This is a genomic window from Martelella mediterranea DSM 17316 (assembly GCF_002043005.1).
GTDB classification, from domain to species: domain Bacteria; phylum Pseudomonadota; class Alphaproteobacteria; order Rhizobiales; family Rhizobiaceae; genus Martelella; species Martelella mediterranea.
In genome coordinates, this window is sequence record NZ_CP020330.1 from 2,743,692 (window position 1) to 2,766,485 (window position 22,794).

General features: G+C 61.5%; 21 protein-coding genes and 1 tRNA gene. 16 read left to right on the forward strand and 6 right to left on the reverse strand.

Annotated features, from left to right (window positions below; genetic code table 11):
- The first annotated feature begins 75 nt into the window (after positions 1-75).
- Together Mame_RS12755 and Mame_RS12760 are read left to right on the forward strand one after the other, a co-directional pair.
- Positions 76-2,475: a phosphoketolase family protein gene (locus Mame_RS12755; RefSeq protein WP_018066959.1), complete on the forward strand. Its 2,400-nt coding sequence runs from the start codon at positions 76-78 to the stop codon at positions 2,473-2,475.
- Between the two features lie 72 nt (positions 2,476-2,547).
- Positions 2,548-3,750: an acetate/propionate family kinase gene (locus Mame_RS12760; protein WP_018066960.1), complete on the forward strand. Its 1,203-nt coding sequence runs from the start codon at positions 2,548-2,550 to the stop codon at positions 3,748-3,750.
- 312 nt (positions 3,751-4,062) lie between these two features.
- Here the strand turns inward: Mame_RS12760 and Mame_RS12765 are convergent, their stop codons facing one another.
- Positions 4,063-4,353 (reverse strand): helix-turn-helix domain-containing protein, encoded by a 291-nt coding sequence (locus Mame_RS12765; RefSeq protein ID WP_018066961.1) that lies wholly within the window; start codon positions 4,351-4,353, stop codon positions 4,063-4,065.
- Between the two features lie 94 nt (positions 4,354-4,447).
- The gene (locus Mame_RS12770; protein WP_026173855.1) at positions 4,448-4,663 is read right to left on the reverse strand and encodes a DUF2842 domain-containing protein; all 216 of its coding nucleotides are present in this window, start codon (positions 4,661-4,663) and stop codon (positions 4,448-4,450) included.
- A 102-nt stretch (positions 4,664-4,765) separates the two neighbouring features.
- On the opposite strand from Mame_RS12770, the gene Mame_RS12775 reads away from it, so the two are divergent.
- Complete coding sequence (locus Mame_RS12775) at positions 4,766-5,854, forward strand: COX15/CtaA family protein (RefSeq protein ID WP_018066963.1); 1,089 nt, start codon at positions 4,766-4,768, stop codon at positions 5,852-5,854.
- Between the two features lie 4 nt (positions 5,855-5,858).
- Here Mame_RS12775 and Mame_RS12780 read toward each other — a convergent pair whose 3' ends face one another.
- Together Mame_RS12780 and Mame_RS12785 are read right to left on the reverse strand one after the other, a co-directional pair.
- Positions 5,859-6,692 (reverse strand): DODA-type extradiol aromatic ring-opening family dioxygenase, encoded by an 834-nt coding sequence (locus Mame_RS12780; protein WP_018066964.1) that lies wholly within the window; start codon positions 6,690-6,692, stop codon positions 5,859-5,861.
- A gap of 427 nt (positions 6,693-7,119) precedes the next feature.
- Positions 7,120-8,004: a MurR/RpiR family transcriptional regulator gene (locus Mame_RS12785; RefSeq protein ID WP_018066965.1), complete on the reverse strand. Its 885-nt coding sequence runs from the start codon at positions 8,002-8,004 to the stop codon at positions 7,120-7,122.
- A 146-nt stretch (positions 8,005-8,150) separates the two neighbouring features.
- On the opposite strand from Mame_RS12785, the gene Mame_RS12790 reads away from it, so the two are divergent.
- The 7 genes from Mame_RS12790 to Mame_RS12820 all read left to right on the forward strand — a co-directional run bounded on the left by Mame_RS12790 (position 8,151) and on the right by Mame_RS12820 (position 16,102).
- Entirely contained in the window at positions 8,151-8,912 is a 762-nt protein-coding gene (locus tag Mame_RS12790; RefSeq protein WP_026173857.1) for an N-formylglutamate amidohydrolase, read from the forward strand.
- On the forward strand, positions 8,912-9,421 hold the full coding sequence (locus tag Mame_RS12795; RefSeq protein WP_018066967.1) for a TRAP transporter small permease subunit: 510 nt from the start codon (positions 8,912-8,914) through the stop codon (positions 9,419-9,421). The genes Mame_RS12790 and Mame_RS12795 overlap by 1 nt, the downstream gene beginning before the upstream one ends.
- Positions 9,418-10,746 carry a TRAP transporter large permease gene (locus Mame_RS12800; protein WP_018066968.1) on the forward strand — a complete coding sequence of 443 codons (1,329 nt, stop codon included), beginning with the start codon at positions 9,418-9,420 and terminating at the stop codon, positions 10,744-10,746. The genes Mame_RS12795 and Mame_RS12800 overlap by 4 nt, the downstream gene beginning before the upstream one ends.
- Before the next feature lie 90 nt (positions 10,747-10,836).
- Entirely contained in the window at positions 10,837-11,883 is a 1,047-nt protein-coding gene (locus tag Mame_RS12805; protein WP_018066969.1) for a TRAP transporter substrate-binding protein, read from the forward strand.
- A gap of 266 nt (positions 11,884-12,149) precedes the next feature.
- A complete protein-coding gene (locus tag Mame_RS12810) occupies positions 12,150-13,523 on the forward strand; it encodes a glutamine synthetase family protein (protein WP_018066970.1) in 1,374 nt (457 codons plus the stop codon).
- A gap of 51 nt (positions 13,524-13,574) precedes the next feature.
- The gene (locus Mame_RS12815; RefSeq protein WP_026173858.1) at positions 13,575-14,960 is read left to right on the forward strand and encodes an aldehyde dehydrogenase family protein; all 1,386 of its coding nucleotides are present in this window, start codon (positions 13,575-13,577) and stop codon (positions 14,958-14,960) included.
- Entirely contained in the window at positions 14,957-16,102 is a 1,146-nt protein-coding gene (locus Mame_RS12820; protein WP_018066972.1) for an iron-containing alcohol dehydrogenase, read from the forward strand. Before Mame_RS12815 ends, Mame_RS12820 begins: the two co-directional genes overlap by 4 nt.
- A gap of 20 nt (positions 16,103-16,122) precedes the next feature.
- Here the strand turns inward: Mame_RS12820 and Mame_RS12825 are convergent, their stop codons facing one another.
- Positions 16,123-16,776, reverse strand: coding sequence for an HhH-GDP family DNA glycosylase (locus tag Mame_RS12825; RefSeq protein WP_018066973.1), 654 nt, complete (start codon positions 16,774-16,776; stop codon positions 16,123-16,125).
- A gap of 194 nt (positions 16,777-16,970) precedes the next feature.
- Between Mame_RS12825 and Mame_RS12830 the strand changes: the two genes are divergently transcribed.
- Positions 16,971-17,237 carry a DUF1467 family protein gene (locus Mame_RS12830; RefSeq protein ID WP_018066974.1) on the forward strand — a complete coding sequence of 89 codons (267 nt, stop codon included), beginning with the start codon at positions 16,971-16,973 and terminating at the stop codon, positions 17,235-17,237.
- Between the two features lie 5 nt (positions 17,238-17,242).
- Here Mame_RS12830 and Mame_RS12835 read toward each other — a convergent pair whose 3' ends face one another.
- On the reverse strand, positions 17,243-17,857 hold the full coding sequence (locus tag Mame_RS12835; protein WP_155122104.1) for a hypothetical protein: 615 nt from the start codon (positions 17,855-17,857) through the stop codon (positions 17,243-17,245).
- A gap of 554 nt (positions 17,858-18,411) precedes the next feature.
- Between Mame_RS12835 and proS the strand changes: the two genes are divergently transcribed.
- The 5 genes from proS to Mame_RS12860 all read left to right on the forward strand — a co-directional run bounded on the left by proS (position 18,412) and on the right by Mame_RS12860 (position 22,783).
- Positions 18,412-19,740, forward strand: a complete 1,329-nt coding sequence (gene proS, locus Mame_RS12840; RefSeq protein ID WP_018066977.1) for a proline--tRNA ligase — start codon at positions 18,412-18,414, stop codon at positions 19,738-19,740.
- Positions 19,741-19,753: 13 nt separating this feature from the next.
- Complete coding sequence (locus tag Mame_RS12845) at positions 19,754-21,046, forward strand: lipoprotein-releasing ABC transporter permease subunit (RefSeq protein ID WP_018066978.1); 1,293 nt, start codon at positions 19,754-19,756, stop codon at positions 21,044-21,046.
- Positions 21,047-21,055: 9 nt separating this feature from the next.
- Positions 21,056-21,742, forward strand: coding sequence for an ABC transporter ATP-binding protein (locus Mame_RS12850; RefSeq protein WP_033410988.1), 687 nt, complete (start codon positions 21,056-21,058; stop codon positions 21,740-21,742).
- Between the two features lie 441 nt (positions 21,743-22,183).
- A complete protein-coding gene (locus Mame_RS12855) occupies positions 22,184-22,453 on the forward strand; it encodes a hypothetical protein (RefSeq protein ID WP_155122105.1) in 270 nt (89 codons plus the stop codon).
- 245 nt (positions 22,454-22,698) lie between these two features.
- Positions 22,699-22,783 (forward strand) — tRNA-Leu (locus Mame_RS12860).
- Positions 22,784-22,794 lie beyond the last annotated feature (11 nt).

Sequence of the window (22,794 nt, forward strand, 5' to 3'; positions counted from 1 at the left end):
CATGTCGCCAGCGGCGGGGTTGCGGGATACCGATAGCGGTTCAGAATGACCTTCCACTTGAAAGGGGAAACCGAGATGGAACAGATAACGCCAGACGCCACTCGAAATATTCTCGAGCAGGACGAGCTCGATCTGATGAACAGATACTGGCAGGCGGCCAACTACCTGTCGGTCGGCCAGATCTATCTGATGGACAATCCCCTGCTGAAGGCGCCGCTTGCCGCCGAACATGTGAAGCCGCGCCTGCTTGGCCACTGGGGCACGACGCCGGGTCTCAATTTCCTCTATGTGCACCTCAACCGCATCATCAGGAAGCATGACGCGGACATGATTTATATCGCCGGCCCCGGTCACGGCGGGCCCGGCCTTGTCGCCAATGCCTATCTCGACGGGACCTACACCGAGGTCTATCCCGAGATCACCGAGGACGAGGAGGGGATGCAGAAACTGTTCAAGCAGTTCTCGTTCCCCGGCGGCATTCCGAGCCACGTTGCGCCGGAAACGCCCGGTTCGATTCACGAGGGCGGCGAACTTGGCTACGCGCTGGTCCATGCCTTCGGCGCGGCCTTCGACAATCCGAACCTGATCGTCGCCTGCGTCGTCGGCGATGGCGAGGCCGAGACCGGCCCGCTTGCCGCCTCGTGGCACTCGAACAAATTCCTGAACCCGATCGTGGACGGCGCGGTTCTGCCGATCCTGCATCTGAACGGCTACAAGATCGCCAATCCGACCGTGCTTGCGCGCATGAAGAAGTCGGATCTCACCGATCTCTTCACCGGCTATGGCTACGAGCCTTTCTATGTGGAAGGCGACGATCCGGAATACATGCATCAGCGCATGGCCGAGGTGATGGAGGATTGCTACGCCCGCATCCGCGAAATCCAGGAGACGGCGCGGGCCGACGGCACGGTCTACGAGATGCCGCGCTGGCCGATGATCATCCTGCGCAGCCCCAAGGGCTGGACCGGGCCAAAATTCGTCGACAACAAGAAGGTCGAGAATTTCTGGCGTGCCCATCAGGTGCCGATCGCCGAAGCCCGCCAGAACGGCGAGCATCGCGCCCTGCTGGAAGAGTGGATGCGCGGCTATGTACCCGAGAGACTGTTTGACGAAAGCGGCCGGCTCGTGCCCGAATTGAAGGCGCTCGCGCCCACAGGCAATCGCCGGATGAGCGCCAATCCGCACACCAATGGCGGCCTGTTGCGCAAGGAACTGAACATGCCCGATTTCCGGGCGCTCGCCGTCGATGTGAAGCAGCCGGGCGAGGTGATGGCCTCGGCCACCAAGCATCTCGGCATGCTGCTCGCAGAGGTGATGAAGCTCAACAAGGACGAGCGCAATTTCCGCCTTATGGGCCCGGACGAGACCGCTTCGAACCGGCTTCAGGACGTGTTCACCACGACCGACCGCGTCTGGATGGCCGACATTCTCGAATATGACGAGGGCATTGCCCGCGATGGCCGGGTCATGGAGGTGCTGAGCGAACATCTGTGCCAGGGCTGGCTGGAAGGCTATCTGCTGACCGGGCGTCACGGCCTGTTCTCGTGCTACGAGGCCTTCATCCACATCATCGATTCGATGTTCAACCAGCATGCCAAATGGCTGAAGACCACCCGCACCATGCCGTGGCGCAAGCCGATCTCGTCGCTGAACTATCTGTTGACCTCGCATGTCTGGCGTCAGGATCATAACGGTTTCAGCCATCAGGATCCGGGCTTCGTCGACCATGTCGTCAACAAGAAGGCGGATGTGGTGCGCACCTATTTCCCGCCGGATGCCAACACGCTGCTGTGGGTCGGCGACCATATTCTGCGCACCTATAACCGCGTCAATGTGGTGGTCGCGGGCAAGCAGCCGAGCCCGCAATGGCTGTCGATCGAGGAAGCGATCGTGCATTGCGAGGCCGGACTTGGCGAATGGCGCTGGGCCAGCAACGTACCCGACGGCGAGGAGCCCGACGTAGTCATGGCCGCCGCCGGCGACGTGCCGACGCTGGAAATGATGGCCGCGGTCGATCTTCTGCGCCAGAAGCTGCCGGAAATGAAGGTCAAGGTGGTCAACGTCGTCGACCTGATGGCCTTGCAGCCGAAGGAAGAGCATCCGCACGGGTTGCGCGATGCCGATTTCGACGCGATCTTCACCGAAAACAAGCCGGTGATCTTCGCCTATCACGGCTATCCGTGGCTGATCCATCGGCTCGCCTATCGCCGCCACAACCACAACAACATCCATGTGCGCGGTTATGTGGAAGAGGGGACCACGACGACGCCGTTCGACATGGTTGTCCTCAACCGTCTCGACCGTTACCATCTGGCCATCGATGCGATCGAGCGGGCCGGCGGGTTTGGCGAACGGGGTGCCGCGGCGATCAACTACCTGAACGACATGCGCGCCAAGCATCACGATTATGTGCGTGAGCACGGCGAGGACATGCCGGAGATCGCCGACTGGAAGTGGCCCTATCCCAGGGGCTGATCCGGGGACCAGACAACACGCATGCCGCCGCCGCGACAGGCGGCGGTGTGCGCTACATTATGGAAAGTCACTATGAACGGCAGCATTCTGGCGCTGAACGCCGGTTCCTCCAGCCTGAAATTCCGTCTTTATGAAGTGCATGGCGAGCAGTTTACGCTCATTCTGCGCGGTCAGTTCGACGGGCTCAACGCCACCCCGCATCTGACGGTCAAGGAGGCGAGCGGCAAGGAAATCGCCGATCTCGACCTGGAACTGGAAGACAATATGCGCGAGGACATGCTCTCGCGCATCTTCGAGATCATCGTACCCTATACCGTCAACAACCCGCTGCGCGCCGTCGGCCACCGCGTGCTGCATGGCGGCGAGCGGTTCTCCGCGCCGGTGCTGCTGGACGATGCCGTGCTTGACTATCTGGAAACGCTGGTGCCGATGGGGCCGCTGCACCAGCCGGCCAATCTTGCCTCGGTCAAGCTGTTCCGCAAGATCCGGCCCGACCTGCCGCAGGTCGCCTGTTTCGATACCGCCTTTCACGTCAACATTGACGAGCGCGCGGCGCGTTATCCGATCCCGCGTCGCTATGGCGACAAGGGCTATCGCCGCTTCGGCTTTCACGGCCTGTCCTATACCTATATCGCGGAACGCCTCCACCAGATTTCCGACTATCTGGCGCGCAAGCGCAGCGTGGTGGCGCATCTGGGCAACGGCTCCAGCCTGTGCGCCATGCGCAACGGCAAGGCCGTCGACACTACGATGGGGATGACGCCGCTTGGCGGGCTGATGATGGGAACGCGCTCCGGCACGGTCGACCCCGGCCTGGTGCTGGCGCTGATCGAGACCGAGGGGCTTTCTCCCGCCGATCTCAAACACATGCTCTATTATGATTCCGGCCTGCTCGGCGTCTCCGGCATTTCGCCGGACCTGCGCGACCTGCTTGCGAGCGACGAACCGTATGCCGCCCAGGCGATCGCGCTCTACGTGTTTTCCGCAACCCGCGAAATCGCGTCGATGGCGGCCAGCATGGAGGGCATGGACGCGCTGGTGTTCACCGCCGGCATCGGCGAGAATTCCGCGGTCATACGCAAGATGATCTGCGACCGGCTGGCCTGGATCGGGGTGACGCTCGACGAGGAGGCCAACCAGGCCAACGCCGCCATCATCTCAGCACCGGAAAGCCGAATCGAGGTGCGGATCATCCCGACCGACGAGGAAGTTGTGCTGGCCAAGCAGACCGCGAAGGTGATCGGGGAAGGGGAGCATGGCGAGGCGGCGGCGTGAGCGCTGCAGCGTGTTGGTTGACATAGCCGGAGACGCACAGCTGTTTGTCTGCTCCAGCCTTCCCATACGGGTCATGCTCGGACTTGATCCGAGCATCCATGCGGCTTAAGCCATTGATCAAAAAGATATTTTGGTAAGTGCCCGTCGTATTTCCTGGATCCTCGGGTCAAGCCCGAGGATGACCCGGAGTGTGGGGAACTGCTTACCAGGATGACGAGGCCACTTGGCGGACGCCTTCCTCTTGATGACGTCAGAAGCCGCCCGCTGAAGGCCATGTGGCGATAGGGCTTGAACCCTGTTGCCAGTGCGCTGTCACCCGTCGTTGGCCGAATTCAAATTCTCCGGCCGAATACTGCCGCACTTGCCGATCTGCTGCTTCAGCCGGACGCCGGGGCCGAAGCCGCCCTCGCCATCCTCGATGAACACGATGCCCTGCTTCACGAATGCCTTTTCAAGCGCGTCGGCGATGGCGAGATCGCGCTCGGCCGCGTCGTCTTCCGCCTGCAACAAAAGGTCGCGGTCAATGCCGGTCAAGGCGGCGGCCTGGTCGTGCGAGAGGCCGAGGAGCGCGCGGGCGGCGCGGATTTGGTGCGGTGTGGTCATCGAAGCCTTCCGTGAAGTTCAAATCTTCTCTTACCATGTCCAATGTGCCAAATCTTCGGCGGTTCCGCGCAATCCGCAATAATTGTCGCGGCCTTCACTCGCGGTCTGCCGGCGGGCCCGCCATCCATTTGATGATGAACATCGCCGGGATGATCCACAGAAGGCCGGTGAGGACGAAATAGATCAGGGCGGCGACAGGGGAGCGGCCGTCGAGCACGACGGTTGCCAGCATGGTGGCTGTCAGTGCATAGACGATGACGAGGGTGACGATTGCGATCGTCCCGATGAATTTGCGCAATCTGACTGGCACGGCGGCAATGCCCTCCTTGGGTGTCCGAGATTATGCCGTTGAGCGGCAGGTGTGAACTGCGTAAGCCAGATCGGCGCAAATGGCAAAGCGAGCGGAGCAGGAATGATGGCGTTTGGTAAAAACATCACGTGGAGCGCGGAGGAACTCCGGTTCAATGCCGCCATGGTGCGGGGCTGGCTCTATTTCGTGGTGCTGGTGCTGTTCTGTCTGGTGATCGTCGGCGGCGCGACGCGGCTCACCCATTCCGGGCTTTCGATCACGGAGTGGAAGCCGCTGCACGGCGTGATCCCGCCGCTCAATCTGGCTCAGTGGCAGGAAGAGTTCGAGCTCTACAAGCGCATTCCGGAATATCAGCTTCTGAACAAGGGCATGTCGCTGGCCGAATTCCAGGGGCTGTTCTGGTGGGAATGGGCGCACCGGTTGCTGGCGCGCGCAGTGGGGCTGATCTTCGCCGTTCCGCTGTTCCTGTTCTGGATTACCGGCCGGCTGCCCAAGGGACTGGGATTGCCGCTTGTCGGCGTTCTGGCGCTCGGCGGGCTTCAGGGTTTCATCGGCTGGTGGATGGTGTCGTCCGGCCTGTCGGAGCGCACAGACGTCAGCCAGTACCGGCTCGCGGTGCATCTGATCATGGCCTGTTTGATCATTGCCTCATGCGTCTATATCGGCCGCGGGCTCACCCCGCGCAAGCATGAGCATGTCGGCGGCGCGCACTGGCTTGCCGTCATCCTGCTGGTCGCGACCTTCGTGCAGCTTTATCTCGGCGCGCTGGTAGCGGGTCTCGATGCCGGCCTTGCCTACAATACCTGGCCGCTGATGGATGGGGCGGTGGTGCCGGGCGGTCTGCTGTTGCATCAGCCGGGCTGGATCAATTTCTTCGAAAACCCGAAAACGGTGCAGTTCGCACATCGCTGCGGCGGCTATGTGCTGCTGCTTCTGGCGCTCGCGCATTTCGTCATCGAGTGGCGCAGCGCGGTGGCGCGCGGGCTCGATCTGGAACTGTCCCAGCATGCCCGCGGTGCGCTGATCCTGTTGGCCGCCGTGCTGATCCAGGCCGTGATCGGCATCATCACGCTGGTGACGATGATGCCGCTGCCGATCGCGCTGACGCATCAGGCGATGGCCATTATCGTTCTGATTATCGTCACTGCCCATCTGCGTGGCTATCGCGCGCCGCGCTTCGAGCTGGCGTAGCGGGTTAGCCGAAGCGGTAGGCGGAATAGGGCTTGCCGAGATATTCGCCGCGAAAGATGCGCTCGCCCGCATCCGGGCCGGCAGCGCCCGCAGCGGCAAACACCGGCACGAGGTGATCGTGGTCGGGTACGTGGGCGGCGCGGGCGTCCGGGTTGTCTTTCCACGCGGCAAGCCTTTCGGCGCGGGCCACCGGGTTCTCGATCGCCACGGCCTCCGTCAGCCAGTCGTCGAAACGGGCGGCGGCCTGCTCATGGTCGGCATCCCGGCGGCGGAACATGCGCATGTTGTGGTAGGAAAGCCCCGAGCCGACGATCAGGATATCCTCGTCGCGCAAGCGCTCCAACGCCTGACCTATACGGAAGTGGGTTTCGGCGGAAAGGTCCGGATCGAGCGACATCATGATGATCGGCACGTCGGCATGCGGATAGATCATCATGAACGGGATAAACACGCCGTGGTCGAAGCCGCGTTCGGAATCCGCCGCTGTCTCGATGCCGGCCTCGCGCAGCACGTCGCGGACATGCTCGGCGATGAAGGGCGCGCCGGGGGCAGGGTAGTCGAGCTGATAGGTATGCGGCGGGAAGCCGTAATAGTCGAACAGCATCGGCGGCTTTGCTGCCGTCGAGACCGTCAGCCTGTCGACCTTTTCCCAGTGCGCAGAAATCACCAGAACCGCCTTCGGGCGGCGGCCCAGTGAGGCGTCGAGGCCTTTCAGGAAAATCTCCAGTTCCTTCCACGGGTCGTCATCGGGAAGTTGGCCCTCGGTGCCGTGCATGAACGGCCACGGACCGCCCCCGTGGGGGATGAAAAGGACGGGAAGGCGCGCTTTGTCTGACATGACGGGAAACCTCGTTGGTTGCTTAAATCCAATATAGCGAGGCGCGAGCCCGGCGGCGATGGCCGATCCGGTCGACGGAGCGTTCACGATATGGGGGGATTTGTCCCGACTAGCAGCGACGGCTCAGTCTTTTGAGGACGTTGTTTTTGGGGCAGAAGCCTCGCAGCCACAATCTCCCCCCTTGAGGGGGAGATGTCGCGTAAGCGACAGAGAGGGGTAGAGGGCGTAAGCCCTAAAAGCCGCATATTCCGTGCTCCCGGAAAGGGTTCACCCCTCTCTGCCCCTGTCGGGGCATCTCTCCCTCAAGGGGAGAGATTGTGGGCTGCAGCGCAGAACAAGGCTCGATCGTCAGAAGACGACCGCAACGCTTGCGCGGCAGATTACCGGCCCAGTGGATTGATCCGATTTGCGCATCCGCAGAGCCCTCTCACCCCGGCTTACGAAACAGCCGGCTCTGCTCGAACAGCCCTTCCAGCACGCTGATGCGTTCGCGGGTCTTGTCCCAGCTTTTCGATTGCACCGCCTCGATCAGTGCCTCGACCACGAACAGGGTGACGATCGAGGAGTCCCAGGCGGACGGGACCTCGATGTGGACGCGGAAGGTGTGGCGGGCGAATTTGGCGACCGGGGAGGCCCATTGGTCGGTGAACAGGATGATTTCCAGCCCGTTTTCCTTCGCCACCCGCGCCAGCACCGCCATGTCCTGCTCGTAGCGGCGGATGTCGAAGATCACAAGCACATCGCCCTTGGCCATGTTCAACATGTGCTGCGGCCATGAGGAGGAGTTGGACGACATCAGCGTCGTCTTCGGCCGGATCACCTGCATATGGGTGAAAAAATAGCTCGCCAGCGCGCCGGTGATGCGGCCGCCGACGAAATAGACGGCGCGATCGAGATCGGAGAGAAGCTCGGCGGCGCCTGAAAAGGTCGCCTGATCGAGCTGGGAAAGCGTCCGACGCATATTGTCGATCGCGGCCTCGCCGAAGCGGTTCAGGATATGGGTTTCGGGCACGTTGCGGGCGAGCCGGTCATGTTTCGCGATCGGGTTGGAAAGCGTCGCCTCCAGCTCCTGGTGAAGCCGCGCCTGAAACTCGCCATAGCCCTTGAAACCGAGCTTCTGCACCATGCGGGCGACCGTCGGCGTGGACACATCGGCGTTTTCGGCAAGCGTCGTGATGCTGCCGAGGCCGGAGACCGGATAGTTCTCCCGGATCGTGTCGGCCAGCCGCTTCTCCGACCGCGTCAGCCCCTCATAGCTGGCGGCGATAATGTCGGCGACTGTCCGGACTGGTTCGTTCACGCTCTGCTCCATGTTTCGCGCTCATTAAGAGATGCGGCACCATTTCCGTCAATGGCAAAAATGAAGAGAAGTTTTCAGACTGCGATTGACAACGCCAGCGTTCTGAAGAACTATTTACAAAACAAGAAATACAAAAATCAGGGGATCGGATGCTGGAAATGTCGGGGCTCTTGAGCCCCCGCGACGGTGCGCCTGTTGCCATCGAACGCGCGGAAGCAAAAAGCGATATCGTGCTGATCTGCGAACATGCCAGCCGGCGTGTTCCGGAGAGCCTTGGCGATATGGGGCTGAGCGAAGAGCTTCTCGAAAGCCACATCGCCTGGGACCCCGGTGCGCTGGCGGTTGCCATGCTGCTCAGTGAAGCGCTCGACGCCACCCTTATTCACCAGCGTTTCTCGCGGCTTGCCTATGACTGCAACCGGCCGCCGGAGGCGAAGGATGCCATTCCCGAGATCAGCGAAGTCTTCGAGGTTCCCGGCAATCGTGGTCTGAGTACCGCCGAACGCGCCGCCCGGGCGGAAGCGCTCTACCACCCGTTCCACAAGGCGATCGATGACCTGTTTGTCGCGCGCCAGAATGCCGGGCGTTCGCCCGTGATCGTCACCATCCATTCCTTCACGCCGGTCTTCAAGGGCGTCACGCGTGACGTAGAGATCGGCATTCTGCATGACAGCGACAGCCGGCTTGCCGATTGCATGCTGGCAAAGGTCGCGGGCGGATACGACGTGCGCCGTAACGAACCCTATGCGCCGGTCGATGGCGTAACCCACACGCTGCGCCGCCATGGGCTGCCGCGTCGGCTCCTCAACGTGATGATCGAAATCCGCAATGACCTGATCGCCGATGCGGTCGGGCAGGCGAAGGCCGCAGGCTTCATCGCCGGGCTTCTCGGCCAGTGCCTTGAAGGGGAGGCCGCGTGATGCCGCAGGCGATCAGGACCTATGTGCGCTATGTCGACGGCTTCAACCGGGTGGTCGGGCGCATCGCGATGTGGCTGGTCTTCGTGATGATGGGCATTCTGCTGTGGTCGTCGGTGTCGAAGACCATGTTCAATCCGTCGCTCTGGACGCTGGAAATGGCGCAGTTCGTGATGACCGCCTATTACATTCTCGGCGGCGCCTATTCGCTGCAGCTCGACAGCCATGTGCGCATGGACCTGATCTATGGCCGCTGGACGCCGCGCCAGAAGGCGGCGGTCGATGCCGTCACCGTGATCATGCTGTTCACCTATCTGATCTTCCTGCTGATCGGCGGCGTGTCCTCTACCGAGTACGCCCTGAAATACGGTGAGACCTCCTATTCGAGCTGGTCGCCCTATATGGCGCCGATCAAGATCGTCATGGTCTTCGGCATATTCCTGATGTTCCTGCAGACGACATCGATCTTCTTCAAGGACCTGGCGAAGGCGCTGGGGAGGGAAATGGCATGAACCTCTCCTATGAAATGATCGCGCTTCTGCTGTTCTTCTCGATGATGATGACCATGCTGACCGGCCAGCGCGTGTTCGCCGCGATCGGCTTTGTCGGCGTTGTTGCGGCGGCCGCGCTCTGGGGCACCGGCGGCACCGAGCTCGGCTTTTCGGCCAGCATGAAGCTGATGAAGTGGTATCCGATGCTGACGCTGCCGCTGTTCATCTTCATGGGTTACATGCTGTCGGAATCGGGCATCGCCGAAGACCTCTACAAGGCGTTCCACGTCTGGATGGGCGGTCTGCCGGGCGGCCTTGCGGTCGGAACCATCGGGCTGATGGTTGTGATTTCGGCCATGAACGGGTTGTCGGTCGCCGGCATGGCGATCGGCGCGACCATTGCGCTGCCGGAGCTCCTGCGGCGCGGCTATGACAAGATCATGGTCTCGGGCGTCATTCAGGCCGGCTCCTCGCTCGGCATTCTGGTGCCGCCGAGCGTGGTGCTGGTGCTTTACGGCATGATCGCCCGCCAGCCGGTCGGCAAGCTCTGGGTCGCGGGCGCGCTGCCGGGCCTGATGCTCGCGGCCCTGTTCGTGATCTACATTGTCATCCGCTGCCGCATGAACCCGGCGCTCGGGCCCGCGCTTCCCAAGGAAGAACGCGACATGCCGCTCGGCGAAAAGCTAAAGCTGCTGCGCGCCGGAATCATCCCGTTCCTGATCTTCTTCCTGATGATGGGCCTGTTTCTGATGGGCGTCACCAGCCTCACCGAAAGTGCGGCCATCGGCGCGCTGTCGGCGCTGGTCGCCGCCCTTGTGAAGCGCCGCCTGACGTGGAAGCTTCTGAACAAGACCATGGAGCAGACGCTCGGCATTTCCTGCATGTTCATGTGGATCATCGTTGCAGCGCTCTGTTTCGGCGCGGTGTTCGACGGGCTTGGCGCGGTGAGGGCGCTGGAACATCTGCTGCTCGAAAAATGGGAGCTTGGCCCCTGGGAAATCCTGATCCTGATGCAGATTTCCTACATCATCATGGGCACCTTCCTGGACGACACGGCGATGCTGGTGATTGTCGCGCCGCTTTACGTGCCGCTGGTCGGTCATCTGGGCTTCGATCTCGTCTGGTATGGCGTGCTCTACACCATTACCTGCCAGATCGCCTATATGACGCCGCCCTTCGGCTACAATCTCTTTCTCATGCGGGCCATGGCCCCGCCCGAAATATCGCTTGTCGATATCTACCGCTCCGTCTGGCCGTTCGTGATCATCATGATCATCGGTCTGGCGATCGTCACGGCATTCCCGCAGATCGCGCTGTGGCTGCCGAACCTTGTCTATGCGCGCTGAGGGAGCGGACGGCGCGCTGGAGCCGGCTTAGCCGGGAAAATGCGAAATGCGGCATGAGGCCGGGTTTCGACAAAACAGAGGGAAACGGACATGAACAGCAGACGTACATTTCTCAGGAATGCGGGCCTTGCGACCGCGGCCGGCGCCTCGGCGCTTGCCGCGCCCGCCGTCGTGCGCGCCCAGAGCAAGATAACCTGGCGGCTCCAGACCTATGCCGGTCCGGCGCTGGCCGAACATGTGGTGAAGGACTGCATCGACAACTTCAACAAGGCGGCGAACGGCGAGATGGAGATCCAGCTCTTCACCGCCGACCAGCTGGTGCCGACCGGCGAACTGTTCCGCGCCATGCAGGCCGGCACGATCGATGCCGTTCAGTCCGACGACGATTCGATGAACTCGCCGCTCGATATCAAGGTGTTTGGCGGCTACTTCCCCTTCGCCTCGAAATTCAGCCTCGATGTGCCGACGCTGTTTTACGAATACGGCCTCGCCGATATATGGGAAAAAGCCTATTCGGAAGTCGGCGTGCAGTGGATCTCCGCCGGCGCCTGGGACCCGTGCAACTTCGCCACCGTCAATCCGGTCAAGAGCCTGTCCGATCTCGAAGGCTTGCGCATCTTCACCTTCCCGACGGCGGGCAAGTTCCTGTCGCAGTTCGGCGTCGTGCCGGTCACGCTGCCATGGGAAGACGTGCAGGTCGCCATGCAGACTGGCGAACTTGACGGCCTGGCATGGTCGGGGATTACCGAGGACTACACGGTCGGCTGGGCGGATGTGACCAACTACTTCCTGACCAACAATATCTCCGGCGGCTGGTGCGGCTCGTTCTTCGTCAATTCCGACAAATGGGCGGAGGTGCCGGAGCATCTGAAGGTGCTGTTCCGCATGTGCACGGATAGTTCACACCTGCATCGCCTGCACTGGTATTGGGGCGGCGAGGCGCGGCTTCGCGCCCATGGCGACAAGCTGGAACTGACCACCATTCCGGAAGCGGAATGGAAGACGGTCGAGGATGCCGCCGATGCCTTCTGGGACGAGATCGCCGCCGAGACCGACCGCACGGCGGAAGTGGTCAAGATCCTGAAGCAGTATCAGGCCGACATGAACGCCGCCGGCCCGCCCTACCGCGCCGGTTGATCGAGGTCGCGGCCGTGAGGCGAGGGCCTCCGTTCATGACCTCGTCCCTTTCCAGTGTCATGCTCGGGCTTGACCCGAGTATCCAGGCGACACGGAAAACGCTGCCTGGACCCTCGGGTCAAGCCCGAGGGTGACGCGGAACAAGGGGCGGGGTCGCGAACAACGCAACTACCCGCCCCAGGCCGCCGTCGGCAGCGGCACCATTGACACCGATCGTCCGGAGTGTTCCTGCTCCGGACGATCGCATGAACCACAGGATAAGCCCGATGAGCGCGGAATACACATTCAACCAACTGAAGAAAGATGTCGCGGACGGCAGCATCGACACCGTTCTCGTCTGCCAGATCGACATGCAGGGCCGCCTGATGGGCAAGCGTTTCACGGGGACGCATTTCGTCGACAGCGCCCACAAGGAGACGCATAGCTGCAATTACGTTCAGGCGACCGACATGGAGATGCACACCGTCGAAGGCTATGCCGCGACGAGCTGGGCTTCCGGCTATGGCGACTACACCATGACGCCTGATCTTTCGACGCTGCGCCGCGTGCCCTGGCTGGAAGGCACGGCGCTGGTGCTGTGCGATGTTTCAGACCACGCCACCCATGCGGATGTCGCCCATTCGCCGCGCGCGATCCTGAAGAAACAGATCGCCCGGCTGGAAGAGCACGGCTACCGCGCTTTCATGGCGACGGAACTGGAATTCTTCCTGTTCAACCAGACCTTCGAGAGCGCACAGCAATCCGGCTATCGCGGACTGACCCGCTCCAGCGCCTATAACGAGGACTACCACATTCTCCAGACCACCAAGGAGGAGGATGTGATGCGCGCGATCCGCAACGGCCTGCAGGGCGCGGGCGTTCCGGTCGAAAACACCAAGGGCGAGGCGGATGCGGGGCAGGCGGAACTGAACGTGCGCTATGCCGATGCGCTGACCATGGCCGACCGCCACGTGATCGCCAAGAATGCCTGCAAGGAAATCGCCTGGCAGAAGGGCAAGGCCGTGACCTTCATGGCGAAGTGGAATTACGATGCCGCCGGCAATTCCTCGCATGTCCATCAGTCGCTGTGGAGCAAGGACGGCAAGACGCCGCTGTTTTACGATCCCGACGGGCGGTTCGGTATGTCGAAGCTGATGGAGCATTATGTTGCCGGCCTGCTCGCCCATTCCGCCGAGATCACCTATTTCCTGGCGCCCTATATCAATTCCTACAAGCGCTTCATGGCCGGCACCTTCGCGCCCACCAAGGCGATCTGGTCGAAGGACAACCGCACGGCCGGCTTCCGCCTTTGCGGCGACCATTCCAAGGGCATCCGCATCGAATGCCGGGTCGGCGGCGCGGACCTCAATCCCTATCTCGCCTTTGCGGCGCTTCTGGCGGCGGGGCTGGACGGGATCGAAAAGGAAATGACGCTGGAGGAGCCCTATGTCGGCGACGCCTATGGCAGCGCCGCCGATGTCCGCGAAATCCCGAAGACCCTGCGCGCAGCGCGCGAGGCCATGAACGGCTCCGACATGCTGCGCGCTGCCCTCGGCGACGACGTGATCGACCATTACTGCCGGGCGGCGGACTGGGAGCAGGAAGAATATGACCGCCGCATCACCGACTGGGAAGTGGCGCGCGGGTTCGAGCGCGCCTGATCGGAACCGGCGCGACCGAAACGAGATTATCAAGACAACAGGACGATGATCATGACAATGATCCAATGTATTTCGCCGGTCGACGGATCGGTTTATGCCGAGCGCGAGGCGCTTTCGGCAGAGGCTGCGAAGGCGGCCATTGCCAGGGCGCGCGCGGCGCAGAAGGCGTGGGCCGCGCGGCCGCTTTCCGAGCGGATCGCGCTAGTGCAGGCGGGCGTGAAGGCGCTCAACGCCATGAGCGACGAGGTGGTGCAGGAACTGGCCTGGATGATGGGCCGGCCGGTGCGCTATGGCGGCGAGTTCGGCGGCGTCAACGAGCGCGCGGACCATATGGCGAAGATCGCGGAACAGGCGCTGGCGCCGATCGAGGTCGAGGACAGCGGCAATTTTCGCCGTTACATCGCCCGCGAGCCGCATGGCGTCGTCCTCGTCATCGCGCCTTGGAACTACCCCTATCTGACATCGATCAACACCATCGTGCCGGGGCTGATTGCCGGCAATGCGGTGATCATCAAGCATGCCAGCCAGACGCTGCTGGTCGGCGAGCGGATCGTGAAAGCCTTTGTCTCGGCTGGTATTCCGGAAGACCTGTTCCAGAATGTGTTCCTCGATCATGCGACCACCAGCGAATTGATTGCCGCAAAAACCTTTGATTTCATAAACTTCACCGGTTCCGTTGAAGGCGGTCGTGAAATGGAGCGGGCCGCAGCCGGCACCTTCACCCCGCTCGGGCTGGAGCTTGGGGGCAAGGATCCGGGTTATGTGATGGACGACGCCGATCTCGACGCCGCCGTCGCGACACTGATGGATGCGGCGATGTTCAATGCCGGGCAGTGCTGCTGCGGCATCGAGCGCATCTATGTGATAGACAGCCTCTACGACGCTTTCGTGGAAAAGGCGGTGGCGTTTGCCTCGGCCTACAAGCTCGGCAATCCGCTCGACACCGAAACCACGCTCGGCCCGATGGCGCACAAGCGGTTCGCCGCCGTGGTGCGCCAGCAGATCGCGGACGCGGTTGCCGCCGGCGCCAAGGCGTTGATCGATCCGGCGCTGTTTCCGCAAGATGACGGCGGCGCCTATCTTGCGCCGCAGGTGCTTGTCGATGTCGATCACTCGATGAGCGTGATGCGCGAGGAGAGCTTCGGCCCGGTCGTCGGCATCATGAAGGTGTCCTCCGATGAGGAGGCGCTGGAACTGATGAATGACAGCCAGTACGGGCTGACCGCGTCGCTGTGGACCGAGGATGCCGACCGCGCGGCGGCCTTGGGCGCGCGGATCGAAACCGGCACGATCTTCATGAACCGCGCCGATTATCTCGATCCCGGCCTGTGCTGGACCGGCTGCAAGAATACCGGACGCGGCGGATCGCTCTCCGTCATCGGTTTCCACAATCTCACCCGGCCGAAATCCTATCATCTGAAGAAAGTCACGAAATGAGCCCGAGAGCCAATTGGAGCTATCCGACCGCCATAAAATTCGGCGCAGGCCGGATCGTCGAACTCGCCGATGCCTGCAACAGCCTCGGCATCAGGCGCCCACTGCTGGTCACCGACAAGGGGCTGGCCGGCCTGCCGATCACGAGACAAGCGCTGGCGATCCTCGCCGATGGCGGGCTTGAGGCCGGCCTGTTTTCGGAGGTCGATCCCAATCCGAACGAAAACAACCTCGCCGCCGGCGTGAAGGCCTATATCGATGGCGGGCATGACGGCGTGATCGCCTTCGGCGGTGGTTCCGGTCTCGATCTCGGCAAGCTGGTAGCAATGATGCCGGGCCAGACCCGTCCGGTCTGGGATTTCGAGGATATCGGCGACTGGTGGACGCGGGCGGATGCCAGCAAGATCGCGCCGATCATCGCGGTGCCGACCACGGCGGGCACGGGGTCTGAAGTCGGCCGGGCAGGGGTCCTCACCAATTCCGAAACCCATGTGAAGAAGATCATCTTCCATCCGAAGCTGCTGCCGGGCATCGTCATCTGCGACCCGGAACTGACCGTCGGCATGCCGAGGGTGATCACGGCTGGCACCGGGCTCGATGCGCTTGCGCATTGCCTGGAGGCCTATTGCTCGCCGCATTACCACCCGATGTCGCAGGGGATCGCGCTTGAGGGCATGCGGCTGGTGAAGGACAATCTCCCGCGCGTCTATGCGGATGGCAACGATATCGACGCCCGCGCGGAGATGATGAGCGCAGCCGCCATGGGCGCCGTCGCCTTCCAGAAGGGGCTCGGCGCGATCCACGCGATCTCCCATCCCATCGGCGCGGTCTACAACACCCACCACGGCATGACCAATGCCGTCGTGATGCCGGCCGTGCTTCGGTTCAACCGCGAGGAGATCGAAGGCAGGCTGAAGCTGGCCGCAGATTATCTACAAATTTCAGGTGGTTATGAAGGTTTTTACAACTTCGTTCTGGAGTTCAGGTCGGCCCTCCACGTGCCCGACACGCTGTCGGCCATGGGCATCAAGCCGGACCGGATCGATGAACTGGCCGCAATGGCCATGGAAGACCCGAGCACCGGCGGCAACCCGGTCGCGATGACGCTGGAGAACACCAAAGCGTTGCTCGCCGATTGCTTCTGATCGGCGAGGCGACGGCCGTATCAGGCTGCCGCCGCCAGTATGGCGTCTTTCGCGTCGTCAAGCTCGGCGCGCACAAGTCCGGTCAGCAGGCGGGGGAGGTTTTCCCGCTTGCCGGCCAAATCCGCCAGCGCCTCGCCGTCGAGCCCCAGATCGGCGGCTGCGTCCGCCGCCTTGCGATCGATGAAAGGGTAGTATTCCTCCCAGGCGACCTGGACCTCGCGGAAGAAGATATCCGCGCCGACCTTGCCAATGCCCTTGAATTGCTGGAGCAACGCTCTTTCCCGCACCGGATCGTTGTCCGCCTCCTTGCGGAGATTGCGCAGATCGCCCGCGTATCGATCAGTGATGATCTCCGTCGTGTCGGCGATATAGCGGGCGGTGCTCTCGTCATAACGGGCGTAGCCGTTCTCGTTCAGAACCTTGACGCGTTGCTCCCATGTCGTCGCCGCCATCTTTTCGGGCGTCGTCCAGCCGGCGTCGAAAAGCGCTGCGGCTGCCTGCCGGGCCTGGTTGGCGTTGATGCGCGCGCTCATCAGCAATGAGCACAGAAGCCATTGATAGAGAGGAGCTGGCGTGTTTTTGCCGACATCGATGCGGAGCGCTTCCGCGTAGCTCTCGGGATAGCGCTCGAGGATTGCCTTGGCGACCGCCTTCTGTTGTGCCTTGCCGGCCATGTCTGCCTCCGAACTTGTGCTGTTGCGCTTCTCATCCGGTAATGCGTTGTTCCCCGCATGGTTCCCATCATTGCCTTAAGTGGGGTAAACGGTTTAAGGAGGGGCCGCAGGGTGGCGCAAGCGGCGGACCGGTTATGTCTGGCCGGTACGAATTGCGATAGAACGTCGGCGCCCATCCGGTCGGAGGTTGATACGTGTCGCTGTTTTCCGCGTTTGCCGTTTATTTCGTGATCTGGTGGATCACCCTGTTCGCCGTGCTGCCGTTCGGCCTCAGGACCCAGGATGAGGCAGGCGACATCGTGCCCGGCACCACGGAGAGCGCCCCGCACAAATTCCGTCCCTGGCGCGTGGTGTTATGGACCTCGGCGGTTTCGGCCGTGGTGTTCGCGCTGTGGTGGCTGGTGGTAAAGGAAATCGGCTTTACGCTCGGAGACCTCGCCCGCCTGATCGGGCCGGCGTAAAATAGCTAGAATTTATAGCGCAGGAAGGCGCTGCCGAGGCCGTAGTCGAAATCATCGGCCGCCGCGTTGTCCGTGGAGGCGCCATATTCGATGCGGGCGCCGAGTTCCAGGCCGGTCGGTATGAATTTGACGCTGGTTTCCAGCCCGCCGAACAACGCGCCGGTATCGATATCCTCGCTTTGGTAGCCGAAACGCGATGAGCTGGTCTCGACCTCGCCGTAAAGCTGCCGGTAGCCCGCGAACGGGGAGATGGTGAGAACGCCGAGATTGGCCTTGCCCTGGACATAACCGCCGATCGAGGAGAACCGGGTTTCGCTGGTGCCGGTCCCGTAGCGCTGCGACAGGCTCGCGGACGTGCTGCCGAGGCTCGAAAACCCGGTGATGCCGGCGCAGATATTGAAGGGACCTTCGCTGCAGATGCCCAGCCGCCCGTCTATGCCCCAGTAGGTGTTGGCGATCAGATCGTCCATCGCGTCGTCATTCATGTGCAGCATCAGCGCCGCTGGCCCGCCGGAAACGTCGAGATAGAAGAGGTCGGACAACTCCGCCGCGCTGACTTGCGTTGCCGTGGCGAGAGGGATGGCGACAGAAAGAAGGGCGACGTGCGGAAAACGGCTCAAAACGGGGCCTCGACAGGATGATGGAACCGTTCTTGTCGTGCAGGCGCCGGGCAGGGTCAAGGACGCGCCGCAACTTCCCGTTGCGGTGGTCAACAAAGGCTTAAGGGGAGTCCGGTTTCTGAAAGCCAAAAAAAAACAAGGCCGAAGGCCCTGTTTTTCAAGTATCGCGTGATCCGTTCCGTTGCCGGGGCTGCGCAAAGCGCGCCAAGATCGATCCTCCCAAGACTTTACCGCGAATAAAAGGCAAAGATTTAAGCTCCCTGCCTGTTTTATGGGCTCAACCTAGCCCAATGATTGGGCCTTGTCATCTCTTATTTTGCATTTTTGCGACAGTGGGAGAAGTTTTTACGTTTGACAAACAGGTTTGTGCATTCTGCAACGTTACAAGTAGTTGACATTTTTCAACCCCTTCCTAAGGCGGCCATCAAATCACCCTTTTGCGGGCGCGCATCCCCGCTTTGCTTCTCGTTCGCAACCCGTTAAAAGGGGCCGGAACAAACCAGATTTGCCCCATGATTCCCGACTGAACGGGATAAGCCAGAAAGCAGATTGTCATGCGTCTTTCCCGTTATTTTCTGCCGATCCTGAAGGAGAATCCCAAGGAGGCGGAGATCGTCTCGCACCGATTGATGTTGCGCGCCGGCATGGTGCGCCAGCATTCGCAGGGCATTTACTCCTGGCTGCCGCTTGGCAAGCGCGTGCTCGACAAGGTCAACCGCATCATCCGCGAGGAGCAGGACCGCTCCGGCGCGGTGGAGCTGCTGATGCCCACCATGCAGTCCGCCGATCTGTGGATGGAAAGCGGCCGCTACGAGGCCTATGGCAAGGAAATGCTGCGGATCACCGACCGTCAGGACCGGGCAATGCTGTTCGGCCCCACCAATGAGGAAATGATCACGGAGATTTTCCGCTCCTATATCAAGTCCTACAAGCACCTGCCGCTCAACCTCTACCACATCCAGTGGAAGTTCCGCGATGAGATCCGGCCGCGCTTCGGCACCATGCGCTCGCGCGAATTCATGATGAAGGATGCTTATTCCTTCGATCTGACTCTGGAAGGCGCAGAGCATTCCTACCGCAAGATGTTCGCCGCCTATCTGAGAACCTTCGACCGTCTCGGCCTGCGCGCGATCCCGATGCGCGCCGATACCGGCCCGATCGGCGGCAATCTCAGCCATGAATTCATCATTCTGGCCGAGACCGGCGAATCGGAAGTGTTCTGCCACCGCGACTTCGTCAATTTCGACATTCCGCCCGCCGATCTCGATTTCGATAGCGTCGATGCGCTGAAGGGCATTTTCGACAAGTGGACGTCTCTCTATGCGGCGACCGACGAGATGCATGATGCCGCCGCCTTCGACGCGCTGCCGGAGGGGGAGCGCCTGTCCGCGCGCGGCATCGAGGTCGGCCACATCTTCTATTTCGGCACCAAATATTCCGAGCCCATGGGCGCCAAGGTGCAGGGGCCGGACGGCAAGGAGCACCCCGTCCACATGGGCTCCTACGGTATTGGCCCGACGCGCCTTGTTCCCGCCATCATCGAAGCCTCCCATGACGAGAACGGCATCATCTGGCCGGATTCGGTGGCGCCGTTCGATGCGGTGATCATCAACATGAAGGCGGGTGACGCGGCCTGTGACGGGGTCTGCGAGAAACTCTACGAGGCCTTGCAGAATGCCGGCCTGGACGTGCTCTACGACGATACCGACGAACGCGCCGGGGGCAAGTTCGCGACCGCCGACCTGATCGGCGTTCCGAGCCAGGTTGTCGTCGGCCCGCGCGGCGTCGCCAATGGCGAGGTCGAACTCAAGGACCGCAAGACCGGCGCGCGCGAAGCCATGACGGTGGAAGCCGCGATCGCAAAGCTCACCAACGGGCGCTGAGGAGAACGGATTGATGGCTGCGGCCGGAGAGACAGACGAGAGTTTGAAGGTAGCCAAGCCGTTTTCCGTGTTCGAGCGCATGGTGGCCTGGCGCTATCTGCGATCGCGCCGCAAGGAGGCGTTCATCTCGGTGATCGCAGGATTCTCCTTCGTCGGCATCATGCTGGGCGTGGCCACGCTGATCATCGTGATGGCGGTGATGAACGGGTTCCGCAGTGAGTTGGTGAGCCGCATTCTCGGCATCAACGGCCATGTCGTGGTGCTGCCCGCCGGCGAGCCCTTCAAGGATTACGCCGCGCTGACTGAAAGGCTGGAAGGCGTGGAGGGCGTTCGCCTCGCCTTTCCGCTGGTCGAAGGCCAGGCGCTGGTCTCCGGCGCGCAAGGGGCCGGCAGCGGCGCGCTGGTGCGCGGTGTCAGGCCGGACGACATGCTGAAGCTGAAGACCGTTTCCGACAACATCAAAGAGGGCGACATGGTCGGCTACGCCGCCGGCGAGAGCGTGCTGATCGGCTCGCGCATGGCGACCTCGCTCGGGCTTTTCGTCGGCGACAAGATCACGATGATCTCGCCGGAGGGCGACGTGACCCCCTTCGGCGTCAATCCGCGCGTCAAGGCCTATCCGATCTCCGGCATTTTCGAGATCGGCATGTCGGAATATGATGCCTCGATCATCTTCATGCCGCTCACCGAGGCGCAGGCCTATTTCAACGCCGGCGACAAGGTGCAGAGCATCGAGGTGTTCCTCGACCATCCCGACGATGTCGACGCGGTGGTTCCGAAAATCCGGGAGGCGGCGGGCGAGGATATCGTGATTTCCGACTGGCGGCAGAACAACCGCACCTTCTTCTCCGCGCTGGAGGTGGAGCGCAACGTGATGTTCATGATCCTGACGCTGATCGTGATCGTCGCCGCCCTCAACATCATTTCCGGCCTGATCATGCTGGTGAAGGACAAGGGCCAGGACATCGCGATCCTGAGGACCATGGGCGCGACCTCGGGGTCGATCATGCGGATCTTCTTCATGACCGGGGCCGCGATCGGCGTCGTCGGCACGTTTGCCGGCGTCTTCCTCGGTGTGATCGTCTGCCTCAATATCGAATCGATCCGCCAGTTCTTCTCCTGGATCACCGGCACGGTGCTGTTCGATCCGCAGCTCTATTTCCTGAGCACGTTGCCCGCGGAAATGAGCCTCAGTGAGACGCTGACCGTCGTTATCATGGCGCTGACGCTCTCCTTCATCGCCACCATCTTTCCTGCCTGGCGGGCCTCCAGGCTCGATCCGGTGCAGGCGCTGCGTTACGAATAGGAGCCTTTCTTGACCACTCCGGCACTTGAGTTGCGCGAAATCGCGCGGGAATACGGGCAGGGCGATTCGGTCCTGCAGGTGCTCAAGGGCGCTTCGTTGACGCTGATGCCCGGCGAAATGGTGGCGCTGGTGGCGCCTTCGGGGACGGGCAAATCGACACTGCTGCAGATCGCCGGCCTTCTGGAAAAGCCTACATCCGGTGAGGTCATGCTCGGCGGGCTGGAGGCGACCGCGCTTTCCGATGACGAGCGCACCGCGCTACGCCGCAACGACATCGGCTTCGTCTACCAGTTCCACCATCTCCTGCCGGAGTTTTCGGCGCGCGAAAACATCATGCTGCCGCAGCTGATCGCGGGCTTGCCGCCGCAAGAGGCCGGCGCCCGCGCCGACGAGATGCTGGACTATCTGCGCATCGGCCACCGCGCGGAGCATCGCCCGGCCGAGCTTTCCGGCGGCGAGCAGCAGCGCGTGGCGATTGCCCGCGCCGTGGCCAATGCGCCCCGGCTGCTGCTTGCCGACGAGCCGACCGGCAATCTCGATCCGCAGACGGCATCCTATGTTTTCGAGGCGCTGGAGGCGCTTGTGCGGCAATCCGGCCTCTCGGCCCTGATCGCCACCCATAATCTCGACCTTGCCGCCCGCATGGACCGGCAGGTAACGCTCGATGACGGACAGGTCGTGCCCCGCGTGATCTGAGCAAACGCGGCCTTCATATCCCTTCACTGTGGTTTCAGGAAATCGGACCATTCTGACGGTCGGGCACAATTGCGCCCGCCGATACCCACAGAGTGCTTGCAAGATAGGAATATTATCCTATATAATAAATACAACCTATGATAGTTTATGCCAGCGGGGTCCCTTCGAAAGCTTGGACGCCAACATGGTATTACGAAAACTTGTGGTGAAAAAAATTTTCGCTTTATGACAAGTGAGATATACAATTCGTGAATTTAAGGAAGAACATTTAATATTAATGCGGTCTATATTTACGAGTAATCTCGATTATTCAATTAACAACACATAATATACACGTAAATGAATCCTAAATTAGAAATCTTTACTTATTAAGATTGGAGTTTATAATTATAATTCGTCTGAGCGATCGGGAAGGTTGGAAGCATTAGCGGACAGGAGAGGTTGGCTATGGGTCGAAATGAAGTCGAAAATCAGGATCAGAAAAACACCAAGTCCGATGAAGAGAGGGAAGCGTGGAATCGGTACATGCGCAATTTCCGGCGGGGCTTCCGCAAGCGCGGATTGACCAGCCTTTCGACGGTAATCACCACGGAACATTCTGAATTCATTGAGCGTTATGGTCGCGACAAGGAATGCCAGTCCAAGCGGGAGGCATTGATGATGATCATCGACGACGTCAAATCGCGCTATGATCAGGAAAGCGACGGCTGAGACCGCGGAGGTCGCTCGCGACCGTCGCCAGCCACCTGAGAACGGCCCTCTGGGCCAATTTTGCTACCTTAGGTAGATTAATCAGGGCGGGAAGGGCATCTCTGTCTGGCGCTGCCATGACAGTTGAACGTCCGTCGCCCTGACCGCCGTTTCACGATATCGGCTTGCATCACCTGCCTGCATCGCATAATAGGCTTCGCGACGTCGTCCCTCCGGTTGCGTAACCGCGACCATGGAGCTGCGTTGCGCGTGTGGCGGAATTGGTAGACGCAGCAGGTTTAGGTCCTGCCGCCGCAAGGTGTGGGGGTTCGAGTCCCTCCACGCGCACCAAAATCTCGGAG

What these genes read in the sequence shown, in the direction of transcription:
- Mame_RS12755 (WP_018066959.1), top strand. Translation starts at nt 76, where the DNA reads ATGGAACAGATAACGCCAGACGCCACTCGAAATATTCTCGAGCAGGAC.
- Mame_RS12760 (WP_018066960.1), top strand. Translation starts at nt 2,548, where the DNA reads ATGAACGGCAGCATTCTGGCGCTGAACGCCGGTTCCTCCAGCCTGAAA.
- Mame_RS12765 (WP_018066961.1), bottom strand. Translation starts at nt 4,353, where the DNA reads ATGACCACACCGCACCAAATCCGCGCCGCCCGCGCGCTCCTCGGCCTC.
- Mame_RS12775 (WP_018066963.1), top strand. Translation starts at nt 4,766, where the DNA reads ATGATGGCGTTTGGTAAAAACATCACGTGGAGCGCGGAGGAACTCCGG.
- Mame_RS12780 (WP_018066964.1), bottom strand. Translation starts at nt 6,692, where the DNA reads ATGTCAGACAAAGCGCGCCTTCCCGTCCTTTTCATCCCCCACGGGGGC.
- Mame_RS12785 (WP_018066965.1), bottom strand. Translation starts at nt 8,004, where the DNA reads ATGGAGCAGAGCGTGAACGAACCAGTCCGGACAGTCGCCGACATTATC.
- Mame_RS12790 (WP_026173857.1), top strand. Translation starts at nt 8,151, where the DNA reads ATGTCGGGGCTCTTGAGCCCCCGCGACGGTGCGCCTGTTGCCATCGAA.
- Mame_RS12795 (WP_018066967.1), top strand. Translation starts at nt 8,912, where the DNA reads ATGCCGCAGGCGATCAGGACCTATGTGCGCTATGTCGACGGCTTCAAC.
- Mame_RS12800 (WP_018066968.1), top strand. Translation starts at nt 9,418, where the DNA reads ATGAACCTCTCCTATGAAATGATCGCGCTTCTGCTGTTCTTCTCGATG.
- Mame_RS12805 (WP_018066969.1), top strand. Translation starts at nt 10,837, where the DNA reads ATGAACAGCAGACGTACATTTCTCAGGAATGCGGGCCTTGCGACCGCG.
- Mame_RS12810 (WP_018066970.1), top strand. Translation starts at nt 12,150, where the DNA reads ATGAGCGCGGAATACACATTCAACCAACTGAAGAAAGATGTCGCGGAC.
- Mame_RS12815 (WP_026173858.1), top strand. Translation starts at nt 13,575, where the DNA reads ATGACAATGATCCAATGTATTTCGCCGGTCGACGGATCGGTTTATGCC.
- Mame_RS12820 (WP_018066972.1), top strand. Translation starts at nt 14,957, where the DNA reads ATGAGCCCGAGAGCCAATTGGAGCTATCCGACCGCCATAAAATTCGGC.
- Mame_RS12825 (WP_018066973.1), bottom strand. Translation starts at nt 16,776, where the DNA reads ATGGCCGGCAAGGCACAACAGAAGGCGGTCGCCAAGGCAATCCTCGAG.
- proS (WP_018066977.1), top strand. Translation starts at nt 18,412, where the DNA reads ATGCGTCTTTCCCGTTATTTTCTGCCGATCCTGAAGGAGAATCCCAAG.
- Mame_RS12845 (WP_018066978.1), top strand. Translation starts at nt 19,754, where the DNA reads ATGGCTGCGGCCGGAGAGACAGACGAGAGTTTGAAGGTAGCCAAGCCG.